Origin of the sequence: Pseudomonas canadensis, from assembly GCF_000503215.1 — a bacterium.
In the GTDB taxonomy this organism is placed as follows: Bacteria; Pseudomonadota; Gammaproteobacteria; order Pseudomonadales; family Pseudomonadaceae; genus Aquipseudomonas; species Aquipseudomonas canadensis.
Genome location: NZ_KI628539.1, coordinates 516,531 through 536,285, shown reverse-complemented (window position 1 = coordinate 536,285; position 19,755 = coordinate 516,531). Strand labels below are relative to the sequence as shown.

Below are 19,755 nucleotides of genomic sequence, written 5' to 3'. Positions count from 1 at the left end.
AATCCTTATGCGCTGCTGATCACGCGGCCCTGGTGATCCACCACCGGGCCGCTCAAATGCACGCCGGCGGCATCCAGCAACACGCCGGTGGCGCCGAGTTGCAGGGTGATGCTCTTGGCGTTCAGGGTCAGGCTGGCGGCACCGACTTTGAGGTCGACCTGCTCGCGGGAGCCGCTGAACGTGGTGGGACCGTTGACCCAGTTGAAGGTGTGACTGGCGTCGTCGTAGTCGCTTTGGGTGCCGTCCTGATGGCGACGCCGTGTCAGCGATGCAACACTAGAAACAGGCGGAAAGAGACTACTGTTGAGGCCGAATAAGGCTACGGACTGTGTCCCCCCTTCCCCGCCGCCATAATTGAGCAGCAGACAGTGTTCGCCGACAGAGGGAATGCGTGTTTCCGTTTGTGCCCCAGCGCTCGGGTTGAAAAACCGGATCGCCGGGCTGAGCAAGTCGCCGTGACTGACCTTGCAGGTGTTACTCGCGGCGTCGACTTCCTGGCATACACCAATCCGACAGAAGCTTTCGGCGCGCCGATACAGGTCCTCCAACTGAGCCTCCATTTCTGCCAGGCGCTCGACAATCGGCCCCAGTTGCATACGTAGCAATGCATCGAACATGGATTACTCCTGCAAGGGGCGATATTGATCCGGATCGTTGATATCGGAGACTTCCCAGGTGCGGGCAAATAAAGGCTTGCCTGTAGGATCTTCGAGCAGTAATGGTCCGAGGTAGAGGTTTTGGGTGAAGGAAACCGTCCAGGTGTCGTAGTCCGTTTCTGCACTGGTGGGCGCGGAAGGGGCTGCGACAATGGCGGCAGGCAGGTCGCACTGATCAGGCGGGAGGCCCCAGCGGTTATCCAGGGTCAGATCCATCAATTGGCTGGCCAAGTCGCAGGCATCAAAAGGTGCCGACCCGATAGCAACCATGGCCTTGAGTGAAACCGACAAGGCATGCGCCTTGCGCCCTGCAAGGGAGCGCACGCCCGGACCGTTGCGCTCCACGCTGATCAAAATGCCGGCTTTATCACCTGTTCCGGGAAAGTCTTGGTGATTGCCTACGTGCAGCTGTGGGAAAGCGCTCTTTAGCGCGTCCCCAATCGCCGCAGGTAGCTGGGAAGGTTTTTCGAGAAGTGTCATCTGCTTGCATCCTTGCAGCGATTACTGCTGATCCGGGCGAGAGGTAGGGGCCTCGTTGACCCCGATGCGCTTGGCCGCCCAGCGTTCATAAAGGCCGATGGCCACGTCCGCACCGGCCATGGCGGTCAGGCAACCAATGGCGCCAGCGGTCCAGATCGACATGCCGGCGGCGTAGCACAGCATCAATGCCGATACCCCGCAGACCATGCACGCCCCGGACCGCAGGGCCAGGCGCCGGATCAGCGACCAACCACGGGCGCCCTCCTTATCGGCGCGCCACATTTCGCCGGATACACCGCCGATCAGCGCCAGTACGATTACCAGCCAGATAGGCATTTCCGCTAACGCTTGCTGCTCGTTTGTCATGTCACGCCTCCTGGCTGAGCACTACCGGCACGGGGCCGGCTCTTGGGTAAATCCATGTGTAGGTAGGCATTCCAAAAAGCCCGGTTGCCCAGGCTTTTCAGTAATGCGGTCCAAACTCGATCTTTCGGCGCGACTGGCGCGGTACGGATCTTTCCTCGATGTTTTTCCGACCACGATCCCTGTCTGCCGGATAACTGCTTCTGGTGCTTTACGCTGCACACCCGGGTCAGTTGCCAACCCTCTGAACCGTTAAGGCCGGTTCATCGCTGCCTGTTTGTTAAGCGGTGAAACTAAAGAGCGTCGGCGTCCTTGCCGGTGTTGCTGGCGTCCTTGCCATCGCTTGGATGGCGTCCTTGCCGGTGCTGCGTGACTTCCTTGTGTTGACTGGCAGCATCCTTGCCGCCTCCACCAGACCTTGTTGGCTGGCTTGAGATGAAGAATATGCATGTATGCATATACAGTCAATGCACAAATGCATTTATTTTCAGCGTGCAAATGCACCAATGCATTTGCGTCCTTGTGGACAGCGGGTTTGGTGGTTTTTTCCAGGCGAAAAAAAGCCCGCTCGTTGGCGGGCTTTGTCTTACAGAAGAAGGTTAACGGGCGTACATACCCCACCAGAACACATGACCCAGGATACTGATTTGCTCATCCTGGATATCCTGGAAGCTGTAGTCCTCATCCGGGTGCTCATCGCGATTGAAACTGCGCAGGCGAATCCCGGAAGGCAGGCGGTAGAGCTGTTTCACCCGCAGCTGGCCGTTGTGGTTGATGGCATACAAGTCACCATCGACGATGTCACCAATGCCACTCTTGCCCGCATTCACCCCGACCGTCGCGCCGTCGCGCAGCACCGGCAACATGCTGTTGCCGCGTACCGTCACGCACTTGGCCTGGTCGAACTGCACACCGTTATGCCGCAGGCTGCGCTTACCGAACCGCAGGCTGGCTTTCTCGCTTTCCTCGATGACGAATCTTCCTGATCCAGCAGCCAATTCAACCTCACGCAGAAAGGGGATCGACACCTCGTCATCATTAACGGGGGTGTCATCGTCCCACAGGCTTATATCCTTGAGTTCCGAATGCATCGGGTCGCGCCCGTCCTCCCGCGAAACGCCCACCGCCACGCGCCCGCGCAGTTGGTCGGTGCTCACGCGGAAGTACTCGGCGATGCGGGAAATGTGCTTGTCCGACGGATCAACGATCTTGCCGCTGAGGATCCGGGACAGCGTGGATTGAGGCACGCCGGTACGCCGGTGAAGCTCCGTGGGGGAGATCCGGTCGCGGTCCAGCAGTTCGCGTAAGACGATAGAAACGTTGCGTTTTTGCATAACGCAGATAGTGACGGGAGATTTCGGGGTTGGCAAATGCTAATTTGCATTATTTATGCATAAACGATGCATTTCTTGGGCCCTTTTAAGTGTGGTGATGTGGACTGCGAACCGCAGACCTCGCGTGTTAACCTTGCGCCCATCGCAAAATCGCAGGGCGGAATGCCCCACCTTTGCTCCACTCCTTTCAACGAATTTGCCTACTACCCAATGAGTAAAACCACTTCAGACCTGTCCTCCCACACCCCAATGATGCAGCAGTACTGGCGCCTCAAGAACCAGCACCCTGATCAGTTGATGTTCTACCGCATGGGCGACTTCTACGAGATCTTCTACGAAGACGCGAAGAAGGCCGCCAAGCTGCTGGATATCACCCTGACGGCGCGTGGGCAGTCGGCGGGGCAGTCGATTCCGATGTGTGGGATTCCTTACCATTCGTTGGAAGGTTACTTGGTCAAGCTGGTGAAGCTGGGCGAGTCGGTGGTGATCTGTGAGCAGATCGGCGACCCGGCCACCAGCAAGGGGCCGGTGGAACGTCAGGTGGTGCGCATTATTACGCCGGGGACGGTGAGTGATGAGGCGCTGCTGGATGAGCGTCGCGATAACCTGATTGCGGCGGTGTTGGGTGATGAGCGTCTGTTTGGCCTGTCGGTGCTGGATATCACCAGCGGCAACTTCAGCGTGCTGGAGATCAAGGGCTGGGAGAACTTGCTGGCAGAGCTGGAGCGCATCAACCCGGTTGAGCTGTTGATCCCGGACGATTGGCCGAAGGATCTGCCGGCGGAAAAACGCCGTGGGGCCAAGCGCCGTGCGCCGTGGGATTTCGAGCGTGACTCGGCGCTGAAAAGTCTGTGCCAGCAGTTCTCAGTACAAGACCTTAAAGGCTTCGGTTGCGAAAACCTGACCCTGGCCATCGGCGCCGCCGGTTGCTTGCTGGGCTATGCCAAGGAAACCCAGCGCACCGCCCTGCCGCATTTGCGCAGCCTGCGTCATGAGCGTCTGGACGACACCGTGGTACTCGATGGTGCGAGCCGTCGCAACCTGGAGCTGGACACCAACCTGGCCGGCGGGCGTGACAACACTCTGCAATCAGTGGTCGACCGTTGCCAGACCGCCATGGGCAGCCGCTTGCTGACGCGTTGGTTGAATCGTCCGCTACGCGACTTGAGTGTGCTGCAGGCGCGTCAGACTTCTATTACGTGCCTGCTGGACGGCTATCGCTTTGAAAAGCTGCAGCCACAGCTGAAGGAAATCGGCGATATCGAGCGCATCCTGGCACGGATCGGCCTGCGTAACGCGCGTCCGCGTGACTTGGCGCGCCTGCGTGATGCCCTCGGTGCCTTGCCACAATTGCAAGCGGCGATGACCGAACTGGACACGCCGCACCTGCAACAGCTCGCGGTCACTGCCGGTACTTACCCGGAACTGGCGGCGTTGCTGGAAAAAGCCATCATCGACAACCCGCCAGCAATCATCCGTGACGGCGGCGTTCTGAAGACCGGTTACGACAGCGAGCTGGACGAGCTGCAAGCCCTGAGCGAAAACGCCGGCCAATTCCTGATTGACCTGGAAGCCCGCGAAAAAGCCCGTACCGGCCTGGCCAACCTGAAAGTCGGCTACAACCGCGTGCACGGCTATTTCATCGAATTGCCGAGCAAGCAGGCCGAGTCGGCGCCGATCGACTATCAACGTCGCCAGACACTGAAAGGCGCCGAGCGGTTTATCACCCCAGAGCTGAAAGAGTTCGAAGACAAGGCACTGTCGGCCAAGAGCCGTGCCCTGGCGCGGGAAAAGATGCTCTATGAGAACCTGCTGGAAGACCTGATCAGCCAGTTGGCACCGCTGCAGGATACCGCCGCCGCCCTGGCCGAGCTGGATGTGCTGAGCAACCTGGCCGAGCGCGCGCTGAACCTTGACCTGAACTGCCCGCGCTTTGTCAGCGAGCCATGCATGCGCATCGTGCAAGGTCGCCACCCGGTCGTAGAGCAGGTGCTGACCACGCCGTTCGTCGCCAACGACCTGTCGCTGGACGACGATACCCGCATGCTGGTGATCACCGGTCCGAACATGGGCGGTAAATCCACCTATATGCGCCAGACGGCATTGATCGTGCTGTTGGCGCATATCGGCAGCTTTGTGCCGGCGGCCAGTTGCGAGCTTTCCCTGGTGGACCGCATTTTCACCCGGATCGGCTCCAGCGACGACCTGGCCGGTGGCCGTTCGACCTTTATGGTGGAAATGAGCGAAACCGCCAACATCCTGCATAACGCCACCGAACGCAGCCTGGTGCTGATGGACGAAGTGGGCCGCGGCACCAGCACCTTCGACGGCCTGTCCCTGGCCTGGGCGGCAGCCGAACGCCTGGCGCATCTGCGTGCCTACACGCTGTTTGCCACGCACTATTTCGAGCTGACCGTGCTGCCGGAAAGCGAACCACTGGTGGCCAACGTGCACCTGAACGCTACTGAGCACAACGAGCGCATCGTGTTCCTGCACCACGTGCTGCCGGGGCCAGCCAGCCAGAGTTACGGCCTGGCCGTGGCCCAACTGGCGGGCGTGCCGAATGACGTAATCACCCGCGCCCGCGAACACCTCAGCCGCCTGGAAACCACGGCGCTGCCCCATGAAACCGTGGTCGCCAGCCCTGCCAAAGCCTCCAGCAAACCGGCTGCGCCACATCAGAGCGACATGTTCGCTAGCCTGCCCCACCCGGTGCTGGATGAGTTGGCAAAGCTTGACCTGGATGACTTGACGCCGCGAAAAGCGCTCGAAATGTTATATGCACTGAAGACTCGGATATAACGCTAAGGCCAGCAAGCTGGTAGACTCTCGCGCGGTTTGGGATGCTGCAGGCTATTAGCCTGGCCTGCAGACTATCGCTCCCGAACCTCGCGAGCCCTGCCACAAAGGGTTTCGCCGCCGCCGCCTGAGGAGAGAATTAGAAATGACCTTCGTCGTTACCGACAACTGCATCAAGTGCAAGTACACCGACTGCGTGGAAGTATGTCCGGTGGACTGCTTCTACGAAGGCCCGAACTTCCTGGTCATCCACCCGGACGAGTGCATTGATTGCGCCCTGTGTGAACCTGAATGCCCGGCCGTCGCTATTTTCTCCGAGGACGAAGTCCCGGCAGAGATGCAGGAATTCATTCAGTTGAACGTCGAGTTGGCGGAAATCTGGCCGAATATCACTGAACGCAAAGACCCGATGCCGGATGCAGCGGAGTGGGATGGCAAAAAAGGTAAGATTGCAGACCTCGAGCGCTGATAGCGTCGCCTCCCAAAAGGCCCCTTGCGGGCCTTTTTGCGTTTCTGGAAAGCAGGTTTCACTTTCCTACAGGCAAAAAAAAGGGGCGGTATGACCCGCCCACATTTTTTCCCTAGTCCCTGTATTCCTTTTCATCATCCTGATGAATCGCATCCTGCGACGTTCCCTAAACCATCGTTCCTTGATGGCTGTGTCAATCCGTGGACACAGGGCTGATGTTAGAGAGTTCCAAAGGAAGTTCAACGGGATCCATTGCTGCGACGGACAGGCTTTCATGCTCAGCAGAGAATAATTAATTGTTATTTTTCAACAGGATAGAAAAAACTCTCGACGATCTGGGACGTACTTGGCAGGCAAAAAAACCAAACGCTTACGAAAAAGTAAGCAAATGCTTACACGACCAATTGCGTAAATGAGAAATAAACCCGCCTTGACCACCGTCCAGCCATGAAAAAGCCCCGACACCGTCGAGGCTTTTTCCCTTCAATGCCCTCAGTCGTCGCTGACGGTGATGGTCGGCATCGCCGGCGCAGCGGCTTCCTGCAGCACGATACGCGCGCCCACATGGCGGGCCAGCTCCTGATACACCATGGCTATCTGGCCATCAGGGTCCGCCGCAACAGTCGGCTTGCCACCGTCCGCCTGTTCACGAATCACCATCGACAGTGGCAACGAAGCCAGCAGTTCCACCCCGTACTGGGTGGCCAGCTTCTCGCCACCGCCTTCACCGAACAGATGCTCGGCGTGGCCGCAGTTGGAACAGATGTGCACGGCCATGTTCTCCACCACGCCCAGCACCGGGATATTGACCTTGCGGAACATTTCCACGCCTTTTCTCGCGTCGAGCAATGCCAGGTCCTGGGGCGTGGTGACGATCACCGAGCCAGCCACCGGGACTTTCTGCGCCAGGGTCAGCTGGATATCACCGGTGCCTGGGGGCATGTCGATCACCAGGTAGTCCAGGTCGCCCCAGGCGGTCTGGGTGACCAATTGCAGCAAGGCGCCGGAGACCATCGGCCCGCGCCAGACCATCGGCGTGTTGTCATCGGTAAGGAAGGCCATCGACATCACTTCCACGCCCAGGGACTCGATCGGCACGAACCACTTCTGATCCTTGACCTTAGGCCGTGTGCCCTCGGCGATGCCAAACATCACGCCTTGGCTCGGGCCGTAGATATCCGCATCAAGGATGCCCACGCGTGCGCCTTCGCGGGCCAGGGCCAGGGCCAGGTTGGCCGCCGTGGTGGATTTGCCCACGCCGCCCTTGCCGGAGGCCACAGCCACCACGTTCTTGACGTTGGCCAGCCCAGGGATTTGCGCCTGGGCCTTGTGCGCGGCGATCACACACTGGATGTCGACCTTGGCCGAACGCACGCCGTCCAAGCCCTCGATGGCCATCTGCAGCATCTGCGCCCAACCGCTCTTGAACAGACCGGCGGCATAACCCAGTTCCAACTGGACCGACACTTGGTCGCCCTGGACGTCGATGGCACGCACACAGCCGGCACTGACCGGGTCCTGGTTCAAATAAGGGTCGGTGTACTGGCGAAGCACGGCTTCCACCGCTGCGCGATTGACGGCGCTCATGGGCTACTCCCGAAAAAGACTGACTGAAACAGGCGGCTATCCTAACCGTTCCAGCGGCGTTACGGCATGCTTTCGCAGGTTCGGAAGATTCTGAAACAGCGCCACGGGGTGAAATATATTTCCCGGCGCTTTATAGTGGCCGACCTCCGTTTCATCAAGTAGCCGAGCCCCATGTCCGAGCCACGCAAGATCCTCGTCACCAGCGCCCTGCCCTATGCCAATGGTTCCATCCATCTTGGCCATATGCTTGAGTACATCCAGACCGATATGTGGGTGCGCTTTCAGAAGCATCGTGGCAACCAATGCATTTATGTCTGCGCGGACGACGCCCACGGTTCGGCCATCATGTTGCGCGCCGAAAAGGAAGGGATCACCCCGGAACAACTGATCGCCAACGTGCAGGCTGAACACAGCGCCGACTTTGCCGAGTTCCTGGTGGATTTCGACAACTTCCACTCGACCCACTCCGAAGAAAACCGCGAGCTGTCGAGCCAGATCTACCTGCGCTTGAAAGAAGCCGGGCATATCGACCAGCGTTCGGTGACCCAGTATTTCGACCCGGAAAAGAAAATGTTCCTAGCCGACCGCTTCATCAAGGGCACCTGCCCGAAATGCGGCACTGAAGACCAATACGGCGACAACTGCGAGAAATGCGGTGCGACCTACGCGCCCACCGAGCTGAAGAACCCTAAGTCGGCAATCTCTGGCGCCACCCCGGTGCTCAAGGACTCCCAGCATTTCTTCTTCAAGCTCCCGGATTTCCAGCAGATGCTGCAAACCTGGACCCGAAGCGGCACCTTGCAGGACGCCGTGGCCAACAAACTCTCCGAATGGCTCGACAGCGGCCTGCAGCAGTGGGACATCTCCCGCGATGCGCCGTACTTCGGCTTCGAAATCCCGGGCGAGCCGGGCAAGTACTTCTACGTGTGGCTGGACGCGCCGATCGGCTACATGGCCAGCTTCAAGAACCTGTGCGACCGCACGCCGGGGCTGGACTTCGACGCGTTCTGGAACAAGGATTCCACTGCTGAGCTGTACCACTTCATCGGCAAGGACATCGTCAACTTCCACGCGCTGTTCTGGCCGGCAATGCTTGAAGGTTCGGGCTATCGCAAGCCGACCGCCATCGCGGTGCACGGCTACCTGACGGTCAACGGCCAGAAGATGTCCAAGTCCCGTGGCACCTTTATCAAGGCGCGCACCTACCTGGACCACCTGTCGCCGGAATACCTGCGCTACTACTACGCCTCCAAACTGGGACGTGGCGTCGATGACCTGGACCTGAACCTGGAAGACTTCGTACAGAAGGTCAACTCGGATCTGGTCGGCAAGGTTGTCAACATTGCCAGCCGTTGTGCCGGGTTTATCCACAAGGGCAACGCTGGCCTGCTGGTGGCCGAGAACGCCGCTCCGGAACTGACCGACGCCTTCCTGGCCGCTGCGCCAAGCATCGCCGATGCCTATGAAGCCCGCGACTTTGCCCGTGCCATGCGCGAGATCATGGGCCTGGCCGACCGTGCCAACGCCTGGATCGCCGACAAGGCACCGTGGTCGCTGAACAAACAGGAAGGCAAGCAGGCGGAAGTGCAGGCGATCTGCGCCACGGGTGTCAATCTGTTCCGCCAACTGGTGATATTCCTCAAGCCGGTGCTGCCGTTGTTGGCCGCCGACGCCGAGGCGTTCCTCAACGTGGCGCCGCTGACCTGGAACGATCACACCACGCTGCTCAGCAACCATCAGTTGAACGAGTTCAAGCCGCTGATGACCCGTATCGACCCGGTCAAAGTCCAGGCGATGACCGACGCTTCGAAAGAAGACTTGGTCGCCAGCCAGACCGATACCGGTTCGGCTGCGCCCGCGGGCAATGGTGAGTTGGCCAAAGATCCGATTTCTGCGGAAATCGACTTTGATGCTTTCGCTGCCGTAGACCTGCGTGTTGCGCTGATCGTCAAGGCCGAAGCCGTGGAGGGTGCCGACAAGCTACTGCGCCTGACCCTGGACCTCGGTGGCGAGCAACGCAACGTGTTCTCCGGCATCAAGAGCGCTTATCCGGACCCATCCAAGCTGGATGGTCGCCTGACCATGATGATCGCCAACCTCAAGCCTCGGAAAATGAAGTTCGGCATGTCCGAGGGCATGGTGATGGCGGCCGGCCCGGGTGGGGAAGAGATCTACCTGCTCAGTCCTGACAGTGGTGCGAAGCCGGGCCAACGGATCAAGTAGCCTGCAAAGTTTGTGTTTGTGGTGAGCGGGCTTGCCCCGCGCGGGGCTGCGAAGCGGCCCTAAGACCAGGCACCCGGTTCTATCTGTAAAAACCGTGGTGGCAATGATGGGGCCGCTTCGTGCCCCAGCGCGGGGCAAGCCCGCTCACCACAAGAAAGCGCAACCACCCCAGCCCAGTTTGCTTAACCGGCATGTCCATGATCATCCCATGAACCTCATTCAACGTATCGACGCGCTGCTGCCGCAGACCCAATGCGGCAAATGCGGGCATCCAGGCTGCAAACCTTATGCTGAGGGTATTGCTCAAGGCGAAGCGATCAACAAGTGCCCGCCCGGGGGACAGGAAACCATTGCGGGTCTTGCGCAATTGTTGCGCGTGCCGGTGCTGGAACTGGATATCAGCCGAGGGGAAGCTCCGCCCCAGATCGCCTATATCCGCGAGGCCGAGTGCATTGGTTGCACCAAGTGCATCCAGGCCTGCCCGGTGGATGCCATTGTCGGCGCAGCCAAGCTGATGCACACGGTCATCGTCGATGAGTGCACCGGTTGCGACCTCTGCGTCGCGCCCTGCCCCGTTGACTGCATTGAAATGCGTCCGACCGCCACCGTATTACCGATTGTGGGTGGCCTGGCCACCAACGATCAGCAACGGCAAGGACGAGCTCTCAAGCGCGACCGGGCAAGACGCCGTTATGAACAACGCAACGCACGACTGCAACGGGAAGAAGCGCAGAAGCTCGCTGAACGCCTGGCTCGGGCCAAACGCTCAGTACCGGATTTACCTGTGCCAGTCGGTACAGCACAGGACGCAGCGATCAAGAAAGCCAAAATCACGGTCGCCATGAGTCGCGCACAACTGCATAAATCCTTGAAGGCCTTCGGCCACCCACCAACCTTTGATCAACAGTCGCAGTTGATCGTCCTGCAGCAGCAGTTCGAAGCGGCTGAGCAAGCGCTGACCGCGCTGGAACTGGGCACCGCACCGAAGGCAGTAGGTACGACTTCGAATACTGCCGACCTGAAGCGCGCGAAAATCCAGCTGGCAATGCGCCGCGTGGAATTGAAGAAAGCCCATGACTTAAACGCCAGCCCGCAACAACTGGCCGAGGCGCAACACAACTTAGACGAGGCGCAGCGCCAAGTGGATGCCCACGGCAACACCTGACCCGCAAAACCTGTATTGCTACAATCCCGCCGATCGACTGCCAGGGAAACCCCACCCCATGAACGCCGCAAAACGCCTGGAAATTTTCCGCAGGCTCCACGAAGACAATCCAGAACCCAAGACCGAACTGGCCTACACCACGCCGTTCGAGTTGCTGATTGCGGTGATCCTGTCGGCGCAATCCACGGACGTCGGCGTGAACAAGGCCACAGCCAAGCTGTACCCTGTGGCGAATACTCCCGAAGCAATCCATGCATTGGGTGTGGATGGGCTGTCGGAATACATCAAGACCATTGGCCTGTACAACAGCAAGGCCAAGAACGTCATCGAGACTTGCCGCCTGCTGGTGGAACTGCACGGCAGTGAAGTGCCGCAAACCCGCGAAGCTTTGGAAGCCCTGCCAGGCGTCGGGCGAAAAACCGCCAACGTGGTGCTCAACACCGCGTTCCGGCAACTGACCATGGCGGTGGACACCCATATCTTCCGGGTCAGCAATCGAACCGGCATCGCCCGTGGCAAGAACGTGGTAGAGGTGGAAAAGCAGCTGATGAAGTTTGTGCCCAAGCCCTACCTGCTGGATTCCCATCACTGGCTGATCCTTCATGGCCGCTACGTTTGTCAGGCCCGCAAGCCGCGCTGCGGCAGCTGTCGCATCGAAGACCTGTGCGAATACAAGGACAAGACGTCCGACGATTGACAGATCATTGATTTTCTCGATCAATCGATTGAAAAAATCTTTTTTACCGGATCATGGATTATCGTTATAAGGAGCGCCAACGGCAGTCTTAGCCCGGAGTGAACCTTATGAGCACTGGCAAAGAGCAACTGGAAGTGGAAGACGACCTCGTTGAGTCGGACGACGATGGGGCAGAGGCGCCTGTGGCAGAGGTGGCCAAGACCAATTTAAGCAAACGCCGCACTATCGATAATCTTCTGGAAGAACGACGCTTGCAAAAACAGCTGGCCGATTACGACTTCGACCTCTGATCGAGCGATCGACAGCCGGAAGCCTCCTTCGCGGAGGCTTTTTTCTGCCGGTGCCCCGGGCAATACGCTGTGCTATGCCCTCCTCTATACCAAGCCGTTACGCTGGGCCAGCTCGATCAGGTCCACCAGCGAACGCGCATTGAGCTTGAGCAGCAAACGCGTCTTGTAGGTGCTGACGGTCTTGTTGCTGAGAAACATGCCGTCGGCAATCTCCTTGTTGGTCCTGCCCCGCGCCAACTGCTGCAATACCATCATTTCTCGCCCGGAGAGGCGCTCGACCATATCGGCCTCGCTGGCATTGCCCATGGTGGAGCGTACCGAGTTGAGCGCCTGGTTCGGGAAATAGCTGTAGCCCGACAGGACCGCCTTGATAGCACTCAGCAACTCGGTCAGGTCCTGTTGCTTGCAAACGTAGCCTGCCGCTCCCGCCTGCATGCAACGCATGGAAAAGTGACCAGGGGCCTGAGATGTGAGGACCAGCACCTTGAATGGCACAGCCTGCTTGGTGGAAGACAACCGGCAAATAACTTCCAGGCCGTCAAGTTTTGGAATACCGATGTCCAGTATCACTATGTCCGGCATATGCTCCCGCGCAAGTTGCAACGCATCGACACCGTTATCGGTCTCGGCAACGACCTCATAACCATGACGTTCCATTAGCATACGCACAGCAAGACGAATGACGGGATGATCATCCACGATCAGCACTTTATTCATGAGAAAGTCCAATTTCGCTGTTCGAATTATTTAGAGCAAGCACAATAGCCTAGTCGTTTCCTAGTTGGCATAGCGTTACCCCCCAAGCAACAGCAAGCAGAGACCCACCCCACAGCGATAAAGGAATTGCCCTACAAAAAAACGCCCTCTCGGAGGGATCAGGTTTTATGGATCCTTTCAGAACTTTCCGGGGGCCTACATACTTTGTGTGAAATATCCGTGGCTTATAGGGGGCTGGGTAAACGTGCCGCACATGACTCTCAGGAAATGCCCCTTGTCTCTCGCCCGCCGCAGGGGGAAACGGCCAGAATGAGGCGTCTGCTTTAGTTCCATTTAACATATTCACTTACATCCTTAATTCCTACAGACCATTCAGTGTTTTGTCTCTTCTCCGCACTTGTATGAGTGAATTATCTGTAAGACCAGTTCCTACATAGATGTAAAAAATTCATTCCCCCTACAACATTTGAACAACAATTCATTCAAACCCCATTTTTGATAAAGGTTTTGAGGAAAAACATCTACGGCTGTTTAAATCGTTATAAACATAAAAGTCTTCACAGAATCACAGGCAAAAAAAATGGCCCCTTTAGCAAGGGGCCATTCTTCACAACACGTTGAGACTTAGAACAGCGAGCGACCTTTGTTGGCCGCAATGCGCATGCGCAATGCGTTCAACTTGATAAAGCCTGCCGCGTCCGCCTGGTTGTAAGCGCCGCCGTCCTCTTCAAAGGTGGCGATGTTGGCGTCGAACAGCGATTCATCGGACTTGCGACCGGTAACGATCACGTTGCCCTTGTACAGCTTCAGGCGCACAACGCCGTTCACGTGAACCTGGGAAGCGTCGATCATCTGTTGCAGCATCAGACGCTCAGGGCTCCACCAGTAGCCGGTGTAGATCAGGCTGGCGTACTTGGGCATCAGCTCGTCTTTGAGGTGAGCCACTTCACGGTCCAGGGTGATGGACTCGATGGCGCGGTGGGCGCGCAGCATGATGGTGCCGCCTGGGGTTTCGTAGCAGCCGCGGGACTTCATGCCCACGTAACGGTTCTCGACGATGTCGAGACGGCCGATACCGTGTTCACCACCGATACGGTTCAAGGTCGCCAGTACGGTGGCCGGAGTCATCTCGACGCCGTCCAGCGCGACGATGTCGCCGTTGCGGTAGGTCAGTTCCAGGTATTGCGGCTTGTCGGGAGCGTTCTCCGGGGAGACGGTCCACTTCCACATGTCTTCTTCGTGCTCGGTCCAGGTGTCTTCCAGCACGCCGCCTTCATAGGAGATGTGCAGCAGGTTGGCGTCCATCGAGTACGGGGACTTCTTCTTGCCGTGGCGCTCGATCGGGATTGCGTGCTTCTCAGCGTAATCCATCAGCTTTTCACGGGACAGCAGGTCCCATTCACGCCAAGGGGCAATCACTTTCACGCCAGGCTTGAGCGCGTAGGCACCCAGTTCGAAACGCACCTGGTCGTTGCCCTTGCCGGTAGCGCCATGGGAAATGGCGTCGGCGCCGGTTTCGTTGGCGATTTCGATCAGGCGTTTGGCGATCAGCGGACGTGCGATGGAGGTACCCAGCAGGTACTCGCCTTCGTAGACGGTGTTGGCGCGAAACATCGGGAAAACGAAATCGCGGACGAACTCTTCGCGCAGGTCGTCAATGTAGATCTCTTTCACGCCCATGGCTTGCGCCTTGGCACGTGCAGGTTCGACCTCTTCGCCCTGACCCAGGTCAGCGGTGAAGGTCACCACTTCACAGTTATAAGTATCCTGCAGCCACTTGAGGATCACCGAAGTGTCCAGGCCGCCGGAATACGCGAGAACGACCTTGTTTACGTCGGCCATGCCATCACTCCACGGGGTTGTACGGAAAGGCGTCGATTCTACCGACCAAAACCGCGAATTTACAGGGGCGCGACAGCAAATGAAGATAAAGCGACAGATTATGTCGAACGGGCGACCGAGGGTCGCACCTTAGGAGGTGTGCGCGGGGTTGCTTGGGCCGGTGGCCGTGGGGGCCGGTTTCTCGGGGGCAGCCACGCGCTCTAGCTGAATATTCACGCGGCGGTTGCGTGCCCGGTTGGCCGCATTGGTGTTGGGCGCCAATGGGTAGCTTTCGCCGTGGAAACGCAGGGTGATCTGCGATTCCGGGATACCGTTGGCCTTGAAGTAGTCCATGACCGCCAGGCCGCGACGGCGCGAGACGTCGCGGTTGGTGAGTCGGTTGCCGCTGTTGTCCGAATGACCGTTCAACTCGATATGGTTGACGGTGGGGTCGGCTTTCATGAACGCGAGAATCACGTCGAGTTTCTTCTTGGCGACCGCGTCCAGCTCGATTCCGCCCCCCGGGAAACCGACTTCAGTCTGTTTGACCTGGTCATAATTCATCGGCAACAGCTTGGCGGTGCACAGCTGGTAATCGTTGTAGGCCTTGTTGAATTTAACCGGCAGCAGCCGGATTTCCGAATAGCCGCCTTCACGCCCATAGTGCCGCACGGTCGGGCTGCGCCCTTCCAGCAAGCCATTGAACAGGCGCCCGGCCTGGGCCTGGGAGCTGTTGAACAGTACATCGCCACTGCCGGCACGCACGGCGCCGAGGTTGATATCGCCTCGCCCCGGCTGCCACGGCGCAGCGGCGGCCAGCAACGTGGCCGAACCGGCTCCCAGCGAGCCGTTGTAGGCTTTCAGACGAAATGTCGCCTGCTCTCCGGCCCGGCGCACGAACTCACCCGAACCGAAATCGGTGATTGGCTGGGTCAAGCGGCACTCGAACTGGTCGCCTTCCACCTTCCACTCAATATTCTCCAGACGTGTCTGGAACGTGAGGGCCATCGCAGGCAGGCTGGCGAACACACTGAGCAGGGCTAGATATTGCTGGCGCACGTGAGGCTCCACTGGTTTCTACAACACTTCAAAGCGTCATACATCGATAAGGCATACCAAAGGCTATCGGTTGCATCCTGCAAAACTTGATAGCGAGTGCCTGAAAGCGTCTTTTCCGGTAGCATTCCCACCAGATTGACCCGCCTGGAATCCCCAATGTCCGACCGCCTGACCCTGCTGCGTCCCGACGACTGGCATATTCATCTTCGCGATGGTGCTGCGTTACCCCACACCGTGGCCGATGTCGCGCGCACGTTTGGCCGCGCCATCATCATGCCTAACCTGGTACCTCCGGTGCGTAACGCCGAGCAAGCCGATGCCTATCGCCAGCGTATCCTCGCTGCACGACCGGCCGGCAGCCGCTTCGAACCGTTGATGGTGCTCTACCTCACCGACCGCACCCAGCCCGAAGAGATTCGAGAGGCCAAGGCCAGCGGCTTCGTGCACGCCGCCAAGCTGTACCCGGCCGGCGCGACCACCAACTCCGATTCCGGCGTGACCAGTATCGACAAGATCCTGCCGGCCATCGAAGCCATGGCCGAAGTCGGCATGCCGCTGTTGATCCACGGTGAAGTCACCCGTGGCGACGTGGATGTCTTCGACCGCGAGAAGATCTTCATCGACGAGCATATGCGCCGTGTGGTCGAGCTGTTCCCGACCCTCAAGGTGGTGTTCGAACACATCACCACAGCCGATGCCGTGCAGTTCGTCAGCGAGGCCTCCGCCAACGTCGGCGCGACCATCACCGCGCATCACTTGCTATACAACCGCAACCACATGCTGGTGGGCGGGATTCGGCCGCACTTCTATTGCCTTCCGATCCTCAAGCGCAACACCCACCAGGTGGCCTTGCTGGATGCAGCGACCAGCGGCAATCCGAAGTTCTTCCTCGGCACCGACTCCGCGCCTCATGCCCAGCACGCCAAGGAAGCGGCGTGTGGCTGTGCCGGTTGCTACACCGCCTATGCAGCGATCGAGTTGTATGCCGAAGCGTTCGAACAGCGTAACGCCCTGGACAAGCTCGAAGGTTTCGCCAGCCTCAACGGCCCGCGTTTCTACGGCCTGCCGGCGAATACTGACCGCATCACCCTGGTCCGTGAAGACTGGACCGCCCCTGCCAGCCTGCCGTTTGGCGAGCTGACTGTCATCCCGCTGCGCGCCGGTGAAACACTGCGCTGGCGCCTGCTGGAGGAAAGCAAGTGAGTGAAGACCATTACGATGACGAACACGAGCACAGTGGTGGCGGTTCGCGTCACCCGATGGCCGAGCGGTTTCGCGGCTATCTGCCGGTTGTCATCGACGTAGAAACCGGTGGCTTCAATTGCGCCACCGACGCATTGCTGGAAATCGCCGCAACCACCATCGGCATGGACGAGCAGGGTTTTGTGTTCCCGGAACACACCCACTTCTTCCGCGTCGAACCGTTTGAAGGCGCGAATATCGAAGCCGCCGCTTTGGAATTCACGGGCATCAAGCTTGATCACCCACTGCGCATGGCGGTGAGTGAAGAAGCGGCGCTGACCGATATCTTCCGTGGTGTGCGCAAGGCGTTGAAGGCCAATGGCTGCAAACGCGCGATCCTGGTCGGCCACAACAGCAGTTTCGACCTGGGTTTCCTGAACGCCGCCGTGGCGCGGTTGGACATGAAGCGCAACCCGTTCCACCCGTTCTCTAGCTTCGACACGGCCACCCTCGCCGGCCTGGCGTATGGCCAGACCGTGTTGGCGAAAGCCTGCCAGGCCGCCGGTATTGACTTTGACGGGCGTGAGGCTCACTCGGCTCGCTACGACACCGAGAAAACCGCCGAGCTGTTCTGCGGCATCGTCAACCGCTGGAAAGACATGGGCGGCTGGGAAGACTTCAATGATTGAGGTCATATCCCGCGCATAAAAAAACCGGCCTTCTCAGGCCGGTTTTTTTGTACCTCGAACCTGGCTTACAGCTTGCCAGCGTTCTCGGTCAGGTAAGCCGCAACGCCTTCTGGCGAAGCGTTCATGCCTTTGTCGCCTTTTTTCCAGTTGGCTGGGCAGACTTCGCCGTGCTCTTCGTGGAATTGCAGGGCGTCGACCAGGCGGATCAGCTCTTCCATGTTACGACCCAGTGGCAGGTCGTTGATGATCTGGGAGCGGACAACGCCCTTGTCGTCGATCAGGAAAGCACCACGGAAGGCCACGCCGCCTTCAGACTCAACGTCGTAGGCCTTGGCGATGTCGTGCTTCATGTCGGCAGCCATGGTGTATTTGACTTTGCCGATGCCGCCATCATTGATGGCGGTGTTGCGCCAGGCGTTGTGGGTGAAATGGGAGTCGATGGAAACAGCGACCACTTCAACGTTGCGCGCCTTGAAATCGTCCATGCGGTGGTCCAGAGCGATCAGCTCCGAAGGGCAGACGAAGGTGAAGTCCAGCGGGTAGAAGAACACCAGGCCGTATTTGCCTTTGATGGCTTCAGACAGTTTGAAGCTGTCTACGATTTCGCCATTGCCGAGGACGGCTGGGACGTCGAAATCCGGGGCTTGTTTGCCGACGAGTACGCTCATTGGGTATCTCCTGATGTAGAGGTGACGATTGAAGTAAAAGGACCGGCCTCGAGTCTGCCGTTAATAAGCGACAGCCCTGTGACGCAGTCACGCTTCGTGAAGACCGACCATCATACACTGAAAAAACCGTTCGTCAGTGCGGGCGCGGTGCCAGCAAATACCCTACGAATCTACTTTGACAATCATTCTCGTTAACATTAAGATCCATCGCACTTAAGCCTTAAACCCGCGACGGTTCTCCCTTATGTATGTGTGCCTCTGTACTGGCGTCACCGACGGACAAATCCGCGAAGCAATCTATGAAGGTTGCTGCAGCTACAAGGAAGTGCGTGAAACCACCGGCGTTGCCAGCCAGTGCGGTAAATGCGCTTGCCTCGCCAAGCAAGTGGTACGGGAAACCCTGACGCAGCTGCAGACAGCCCAGGCCGCGCTCCCCTATTCAGCAGAATTTACACACGCCTGATTGGGCGTGTTTTAAAGAACCGGACTTAGTGTCCGGTTTTTTTATGCCAGCAATTCAATTAGTTAGCGTCAAGACGCGGAACACAAACATTCTTATTCCGATTAATTTTCATTTATTATTCAATAACTTAGGTTTGACACTAGGGAATTCGCCGCTCAAACTCCGCCTTATACACAGCTATTACAGGGCAGGACCCCAGTCATGAAAGGCGACATCTCAGTCATCCAGCAACTCAACAAAATCCTTGCCAATGAACTGGTCGCGATCAATCAGTACTTTCTGCATGCGCGCATGTATGACGATTGGGGCCTGGAAAAGCTGGGCAAGCGCGAATACAAAGAATCCATCAAGGCCATGAAAGATGCGGACGCACTGATCAAGCGCATCCTGTTCCTGGAAGGCCTGCCGAACGTACAGGACCTGGGCAAGCTGAACATCGGCGAGCACACCCAGGAAATGATCAGCAGCGACCTGAAGTTCGAACACAAGAGCCACAGCGACCTCAAGGCCGCCATCGCTCACTGCGAAAGCAAAGGTGACTTCGGCAGCCGCGAACTGCTGGAAGACATCCTCGAAGACCAGGAAGAACACATCGACTGGCTGGAGACCCAACTGGGCCTGATCGACAAAGTCAGCCTGGAAAACTACCTGCAGTCGCAGATGGGCGAAGAATAAGCTCCCAGCTCGCAGGTACAAAAAAGCCCCGCTCTCTCACGAGAAGCGGGGCTTTTTATTGCGTCCGGATCAAGCTTCAGTCTTGGCTGCCGCTTTTTCCGCTGCATCTTTGATCAACGACTGCAACGAACCGTCTGCGGCCATTTCAGTGATGATGTCGCTACCGCCGACCAGCTCACCGGCAACCCACAGTTGTGGGAAGGTCGGCCAGTTGGCGTACTTCGGCAGGTTGGCGCGGATTTCAGGGTTTTGCAGGATATCCACGTAAGCGAATTTTTCGCCGCACGCCATGATGGCCTGGGACGCCTTCGCGGAGAAACCGCACTGAGGAGCGTTTGGCGCGCCCTTCATGTAAAGCAGAATGGTGTTGTTGGCAATCTGCTCTTTGATCGTTTCGATGATATCCATGGAACACCTC

General features: G+C 58.3%; 20 protein-coding genes. 10 read left to right on the top strand and 10 right to left on the bottom strand.

The window, feature by feature from the left end; genetic code table 11:
* Positions 1 to 5: 5 nt before the first annotated feature.
* The 4 genes from U367_RS0125215 to U367_RS0125200 form a co-directional block, all read right to left on the bottom strand.
* Positions 6 to 617, bottom strand: coding sequence for a phage baseplate assembly protein V (locus U367_RS0125215; protein ID WP_028619074.1), 612 nt, complete (start codon positions 615 to 617; stop codon positions 6 to 8).
* A 3-nt stretch (positions 618 to 620) separates the two neighbouring features.
* Entirely contained in the window at positions 621 to 1,136 is a 516-nt protein-coding gene (locus tag U367_RS0125210; RefSeq protein ID WP_028619073.1) for a hypothetical protein, read from the bottom strand.
* Positions 1,137 to 1,157: 21 nt separating this feature from the next.
* Positions 1,158 to 1,502 carry a phage holin family protein gene (locus U367_RS0125205; protein WP_028619072.1) on the bottom strand — a complete coding sequence of 115 codons (345 nt, stop codon included), beginning with the start codon at positions 1,500 to 1,502 and terminating at the stop codon, positions 1,158 to 1,160.
* A gap of 596 nt (positions 1,503 to 2,098) precedes the next feature.
* The gene (locus U367_RS0125200; protein WP_016977944.1) at positions 2,099 to 2,833 is read right to left on the bottom strand and encodes a LexA family transcriptional regulator; all 735 of its coding nucleotides are present in this window, start codon (positions 2,831 to 2,833) and stop codon (positions 2,099 to 2,101) included.
* 210 nt (positions 2,834 to 3,043) lie between these two features.
* Here U367_RS0125200 and mutS point away from each other — a divergent pair, with 210 nt between their 5' ends.
* Together mutS and fdxA are read left to right on the top strand one after the other, a co-directional pair.
* Complete coding sequence (gene mutS, locus U367_RS0125195; protein WP_028619071.1) at positions 3,044 to 5,635, top strand: DNA mismatch repair protein MutS; 2,592 nt, start codon at positions 3,044 to 3,046, stop codon at positions 5,633 to 5,635.
* 142 nt (positions 5,636 to 5,777) lie between these two features.
* Positions 5,778 to 6,101: a ferredoxin FdxA gene (gene fdxA, locus U367_RS0125190; RefSeq protein WP_003208688.1), complete on the top strand. Its 324-nt coding sequence runs from the start codon at positions 5,778 to 5,780 to the stop codon at positions 6,099 to 6,101.
* Positions 6,102 to 6,593: 492 nt separating this feature from the next.
* Here the strand turns inward: fdxA and apbC are convergent, their stop codons facing one another.
* Positions 6,594 to 7,688, bottom strand: a complete 1,095-nt coding sequence (apbC, locus tag U367_RS0125185; RefSeq protein WP_028619070.1) for an iron-sulfur cluster carrier protein ApbC — start codon at positions 7,686 to 7,688, stop codon at positions 6,594 to 6,596.
* Between the two features lie 171 nt (positions 7,689 to 7,859).
* Here apbC and metG point away from each other — a divergent pair, with 171 nt between their 5' ends.
* The 4 genes from metG to U367_RS0125165 all read left to right on the top strand — a co-directional run bounded on the left by metG (position 7,860) and on the right by U367_RS0125165 (position 12,063).
* A complete protein-coding gene (metG, locus tag U367_RS0125180; protein ID WP_028619069.1) occupies positions 7,860 to 9,911 on the top strand; it encodes a methionine--tRNA ligase in 2,052 nt (683 codons plus the stop codon).
* 208 nt (positions 9,912 to 10,119) lie between these two features.
* Entirely contained in the window at positions 10,120 to 11,076 is a 957-nt protein-coding gene (gene rsxB / locus U367_RS0125175; protein ID WP_028619068.1) for an electron transport complex subunit RsxB, read from the top strand.
* 58 nt (positions 11,077 to 11,134) lie between these two features.
* Positions 11,135 to 11,773, top strand: coding sequence for an endonuclease III (nth, locus tag U367_RS0125170; RefSeq protein WP_028619067.1), 639 nt, complete (start codon positions 11,135 to 11,137; stop codon positions 11,771 to 11,773).
* 107 nt (positions 11,774 to 11,880) lie between these two features.
* Entirely contained in the window at positions 11,881 to 12,063 is a 183-nt protein-coding gene (locus U367_RS0125165) for a PA3496 family putative envelope integrity protein (RefSeq protein WP_028619066.1), read from the top strand.
* 84 nt (positions 12,064 to 12,147) lie between these two features.
* Here the strand turns inward: U367_RS0125165 and U367_RS0125160 are convergent, their stop codons facing one another.
* The 3 genes from U367_RS0125160 to U367_RS0125150 all read right to left on the bottom strand — a co-directional run bounded on the left by U367_RS0125160 (position 12,148) and on the right by U367_RS0125150 (position 15,660).
* Complete coding sequence (locus tag U367_RS0125160) at positions 12,148 to 12,780, bottom strand: response regulator transcription factor (protein ID WP_028619065.1); 633 nt, start codon at positions 12,778 to 12,780, stop codon at positions 12,148 to 12,150.
* Between the two features lie 624 nt (positions 12,781 to 13,404).
* Complete coding sequence (locus tag U367_RS0125155; RefSeq protein WP_010212738.1) at positions 13,405 to 14,622, bottom strand: argininosuccinate synthase; 1,218 nt, start codon at positions 14,620 to 14,622, stop codon at positions 13,405 to 13,407.
* A 129-nt stretch (positions 14,623 to 14,751) separates the two neighbouring features.
* A complete protein-coding gene (locus tag U367_RS0125150) occupies positions 14,752 to 15,660 on the bottom strand; it encodes a flagellar protein MotY (RefSeq protein WP_028619064.1) in 909 nt (302 codons plus the stop codon).
* Positions 15,661 to 15,816: 156 nt separating this feature from the next.
* Here U367_RS0125150 and pyrC point away from each other — a divergent pair, with 156 nt between their 5' ends.
* Together pyrC and rnt are read left to right on the top strand one after the other, a co-directional pair.
* Positions 15,817 to 16,863 (top strand): dihydroorotase, encoded by a 1,047-nt coding sequence (gene pyrC / locus U367_RS0125145; RefSeq protein ID WP_028619063.1) that lies wholly within the window; start codon positions 15,817 to 15,819, stop codon positions 16,861 to 16,863.
* Positions 16,860 to 17,531 (top strand): ribonuclease T, encoded by a 672-nt coding sequence (rnt, locus tag U367_RS0125140; protein ID WP_010212742.1) that lies wholly within the window; start codon positions 16,860 to 16,862, stop codon positions 17,529 to 17,531. The genes pyrC and rnt overlap by 4 nt, the downstream gene beginning before the upstream one ends.
* 65 nt (positions 17,532 to 17,596) lie before the next feature.
* Here the strand turns inward: rnt and U367_RS0125135 are convergent, their stop codons facing one another.
* Positions 17,597 to 18,199 (bottom strand): peroxiredoxin, encoded by a 603-nt coding sequence (locus tag U367_RS0125135; protein ID WP_003172097.1) that lies wholly within the window; start codon positions 18,197 to 18,199, stop codon positions 17,597 to 17,599.
* Positions 18,200 to 18,443: 244 nt separating this feature from the next.
* Here U367_RS0125135 and U367_RS0125130 point away from each other — a divergent pair, with 244 nt between their 5' ends.
* Both U367_RS0125130 and bfr read left to right on the top strand, forming a co-directional pair.
* The gene (locus tag U367_RS0125130; protein WP_010564137.1) at positions 18,444 to 18,662 is read left to right on the top strand and encodes a bacterioferritin-associated ferredoxin; all 219 of its coding nucleotides are present in this window, start codon (positions 18,444 to 18,446) and stop codon (positions 18,660 to 18,662) included.
* A 201-nt stretch (positions 18,663 to 18,863) separates the two neighbouring features.
* A complete protein-coding gene (gene bfr, locus U367_RS0125125; RefSeq protein ID WP_028619062.1) occupies positions 18,864 to 19,337 on the top strand; it encodes a bacterioferritin in 474 nt (157 codons plus the stop codon).
* A 69-nt stretch (positions 19,338 to 19,406) separates the two neighbouring features.
* On the opposite strand, the gene grxD is transcribed toward bfr, so the two are convergent.
* Positions 19,407 to 19,745, bottom strand: coding sequence for a Grx4 family monothiol glutaredoxin (gene grxD / locus U367_RS0125120; RefSeq protein WP_028619061.1), 339 nt, complete (start codon positions 19,743 to 19,745; stop codon positions 19,407 to 19,409).
* Positions 19,746 to 19,755 lie beyond the last annotated feature (10 nt).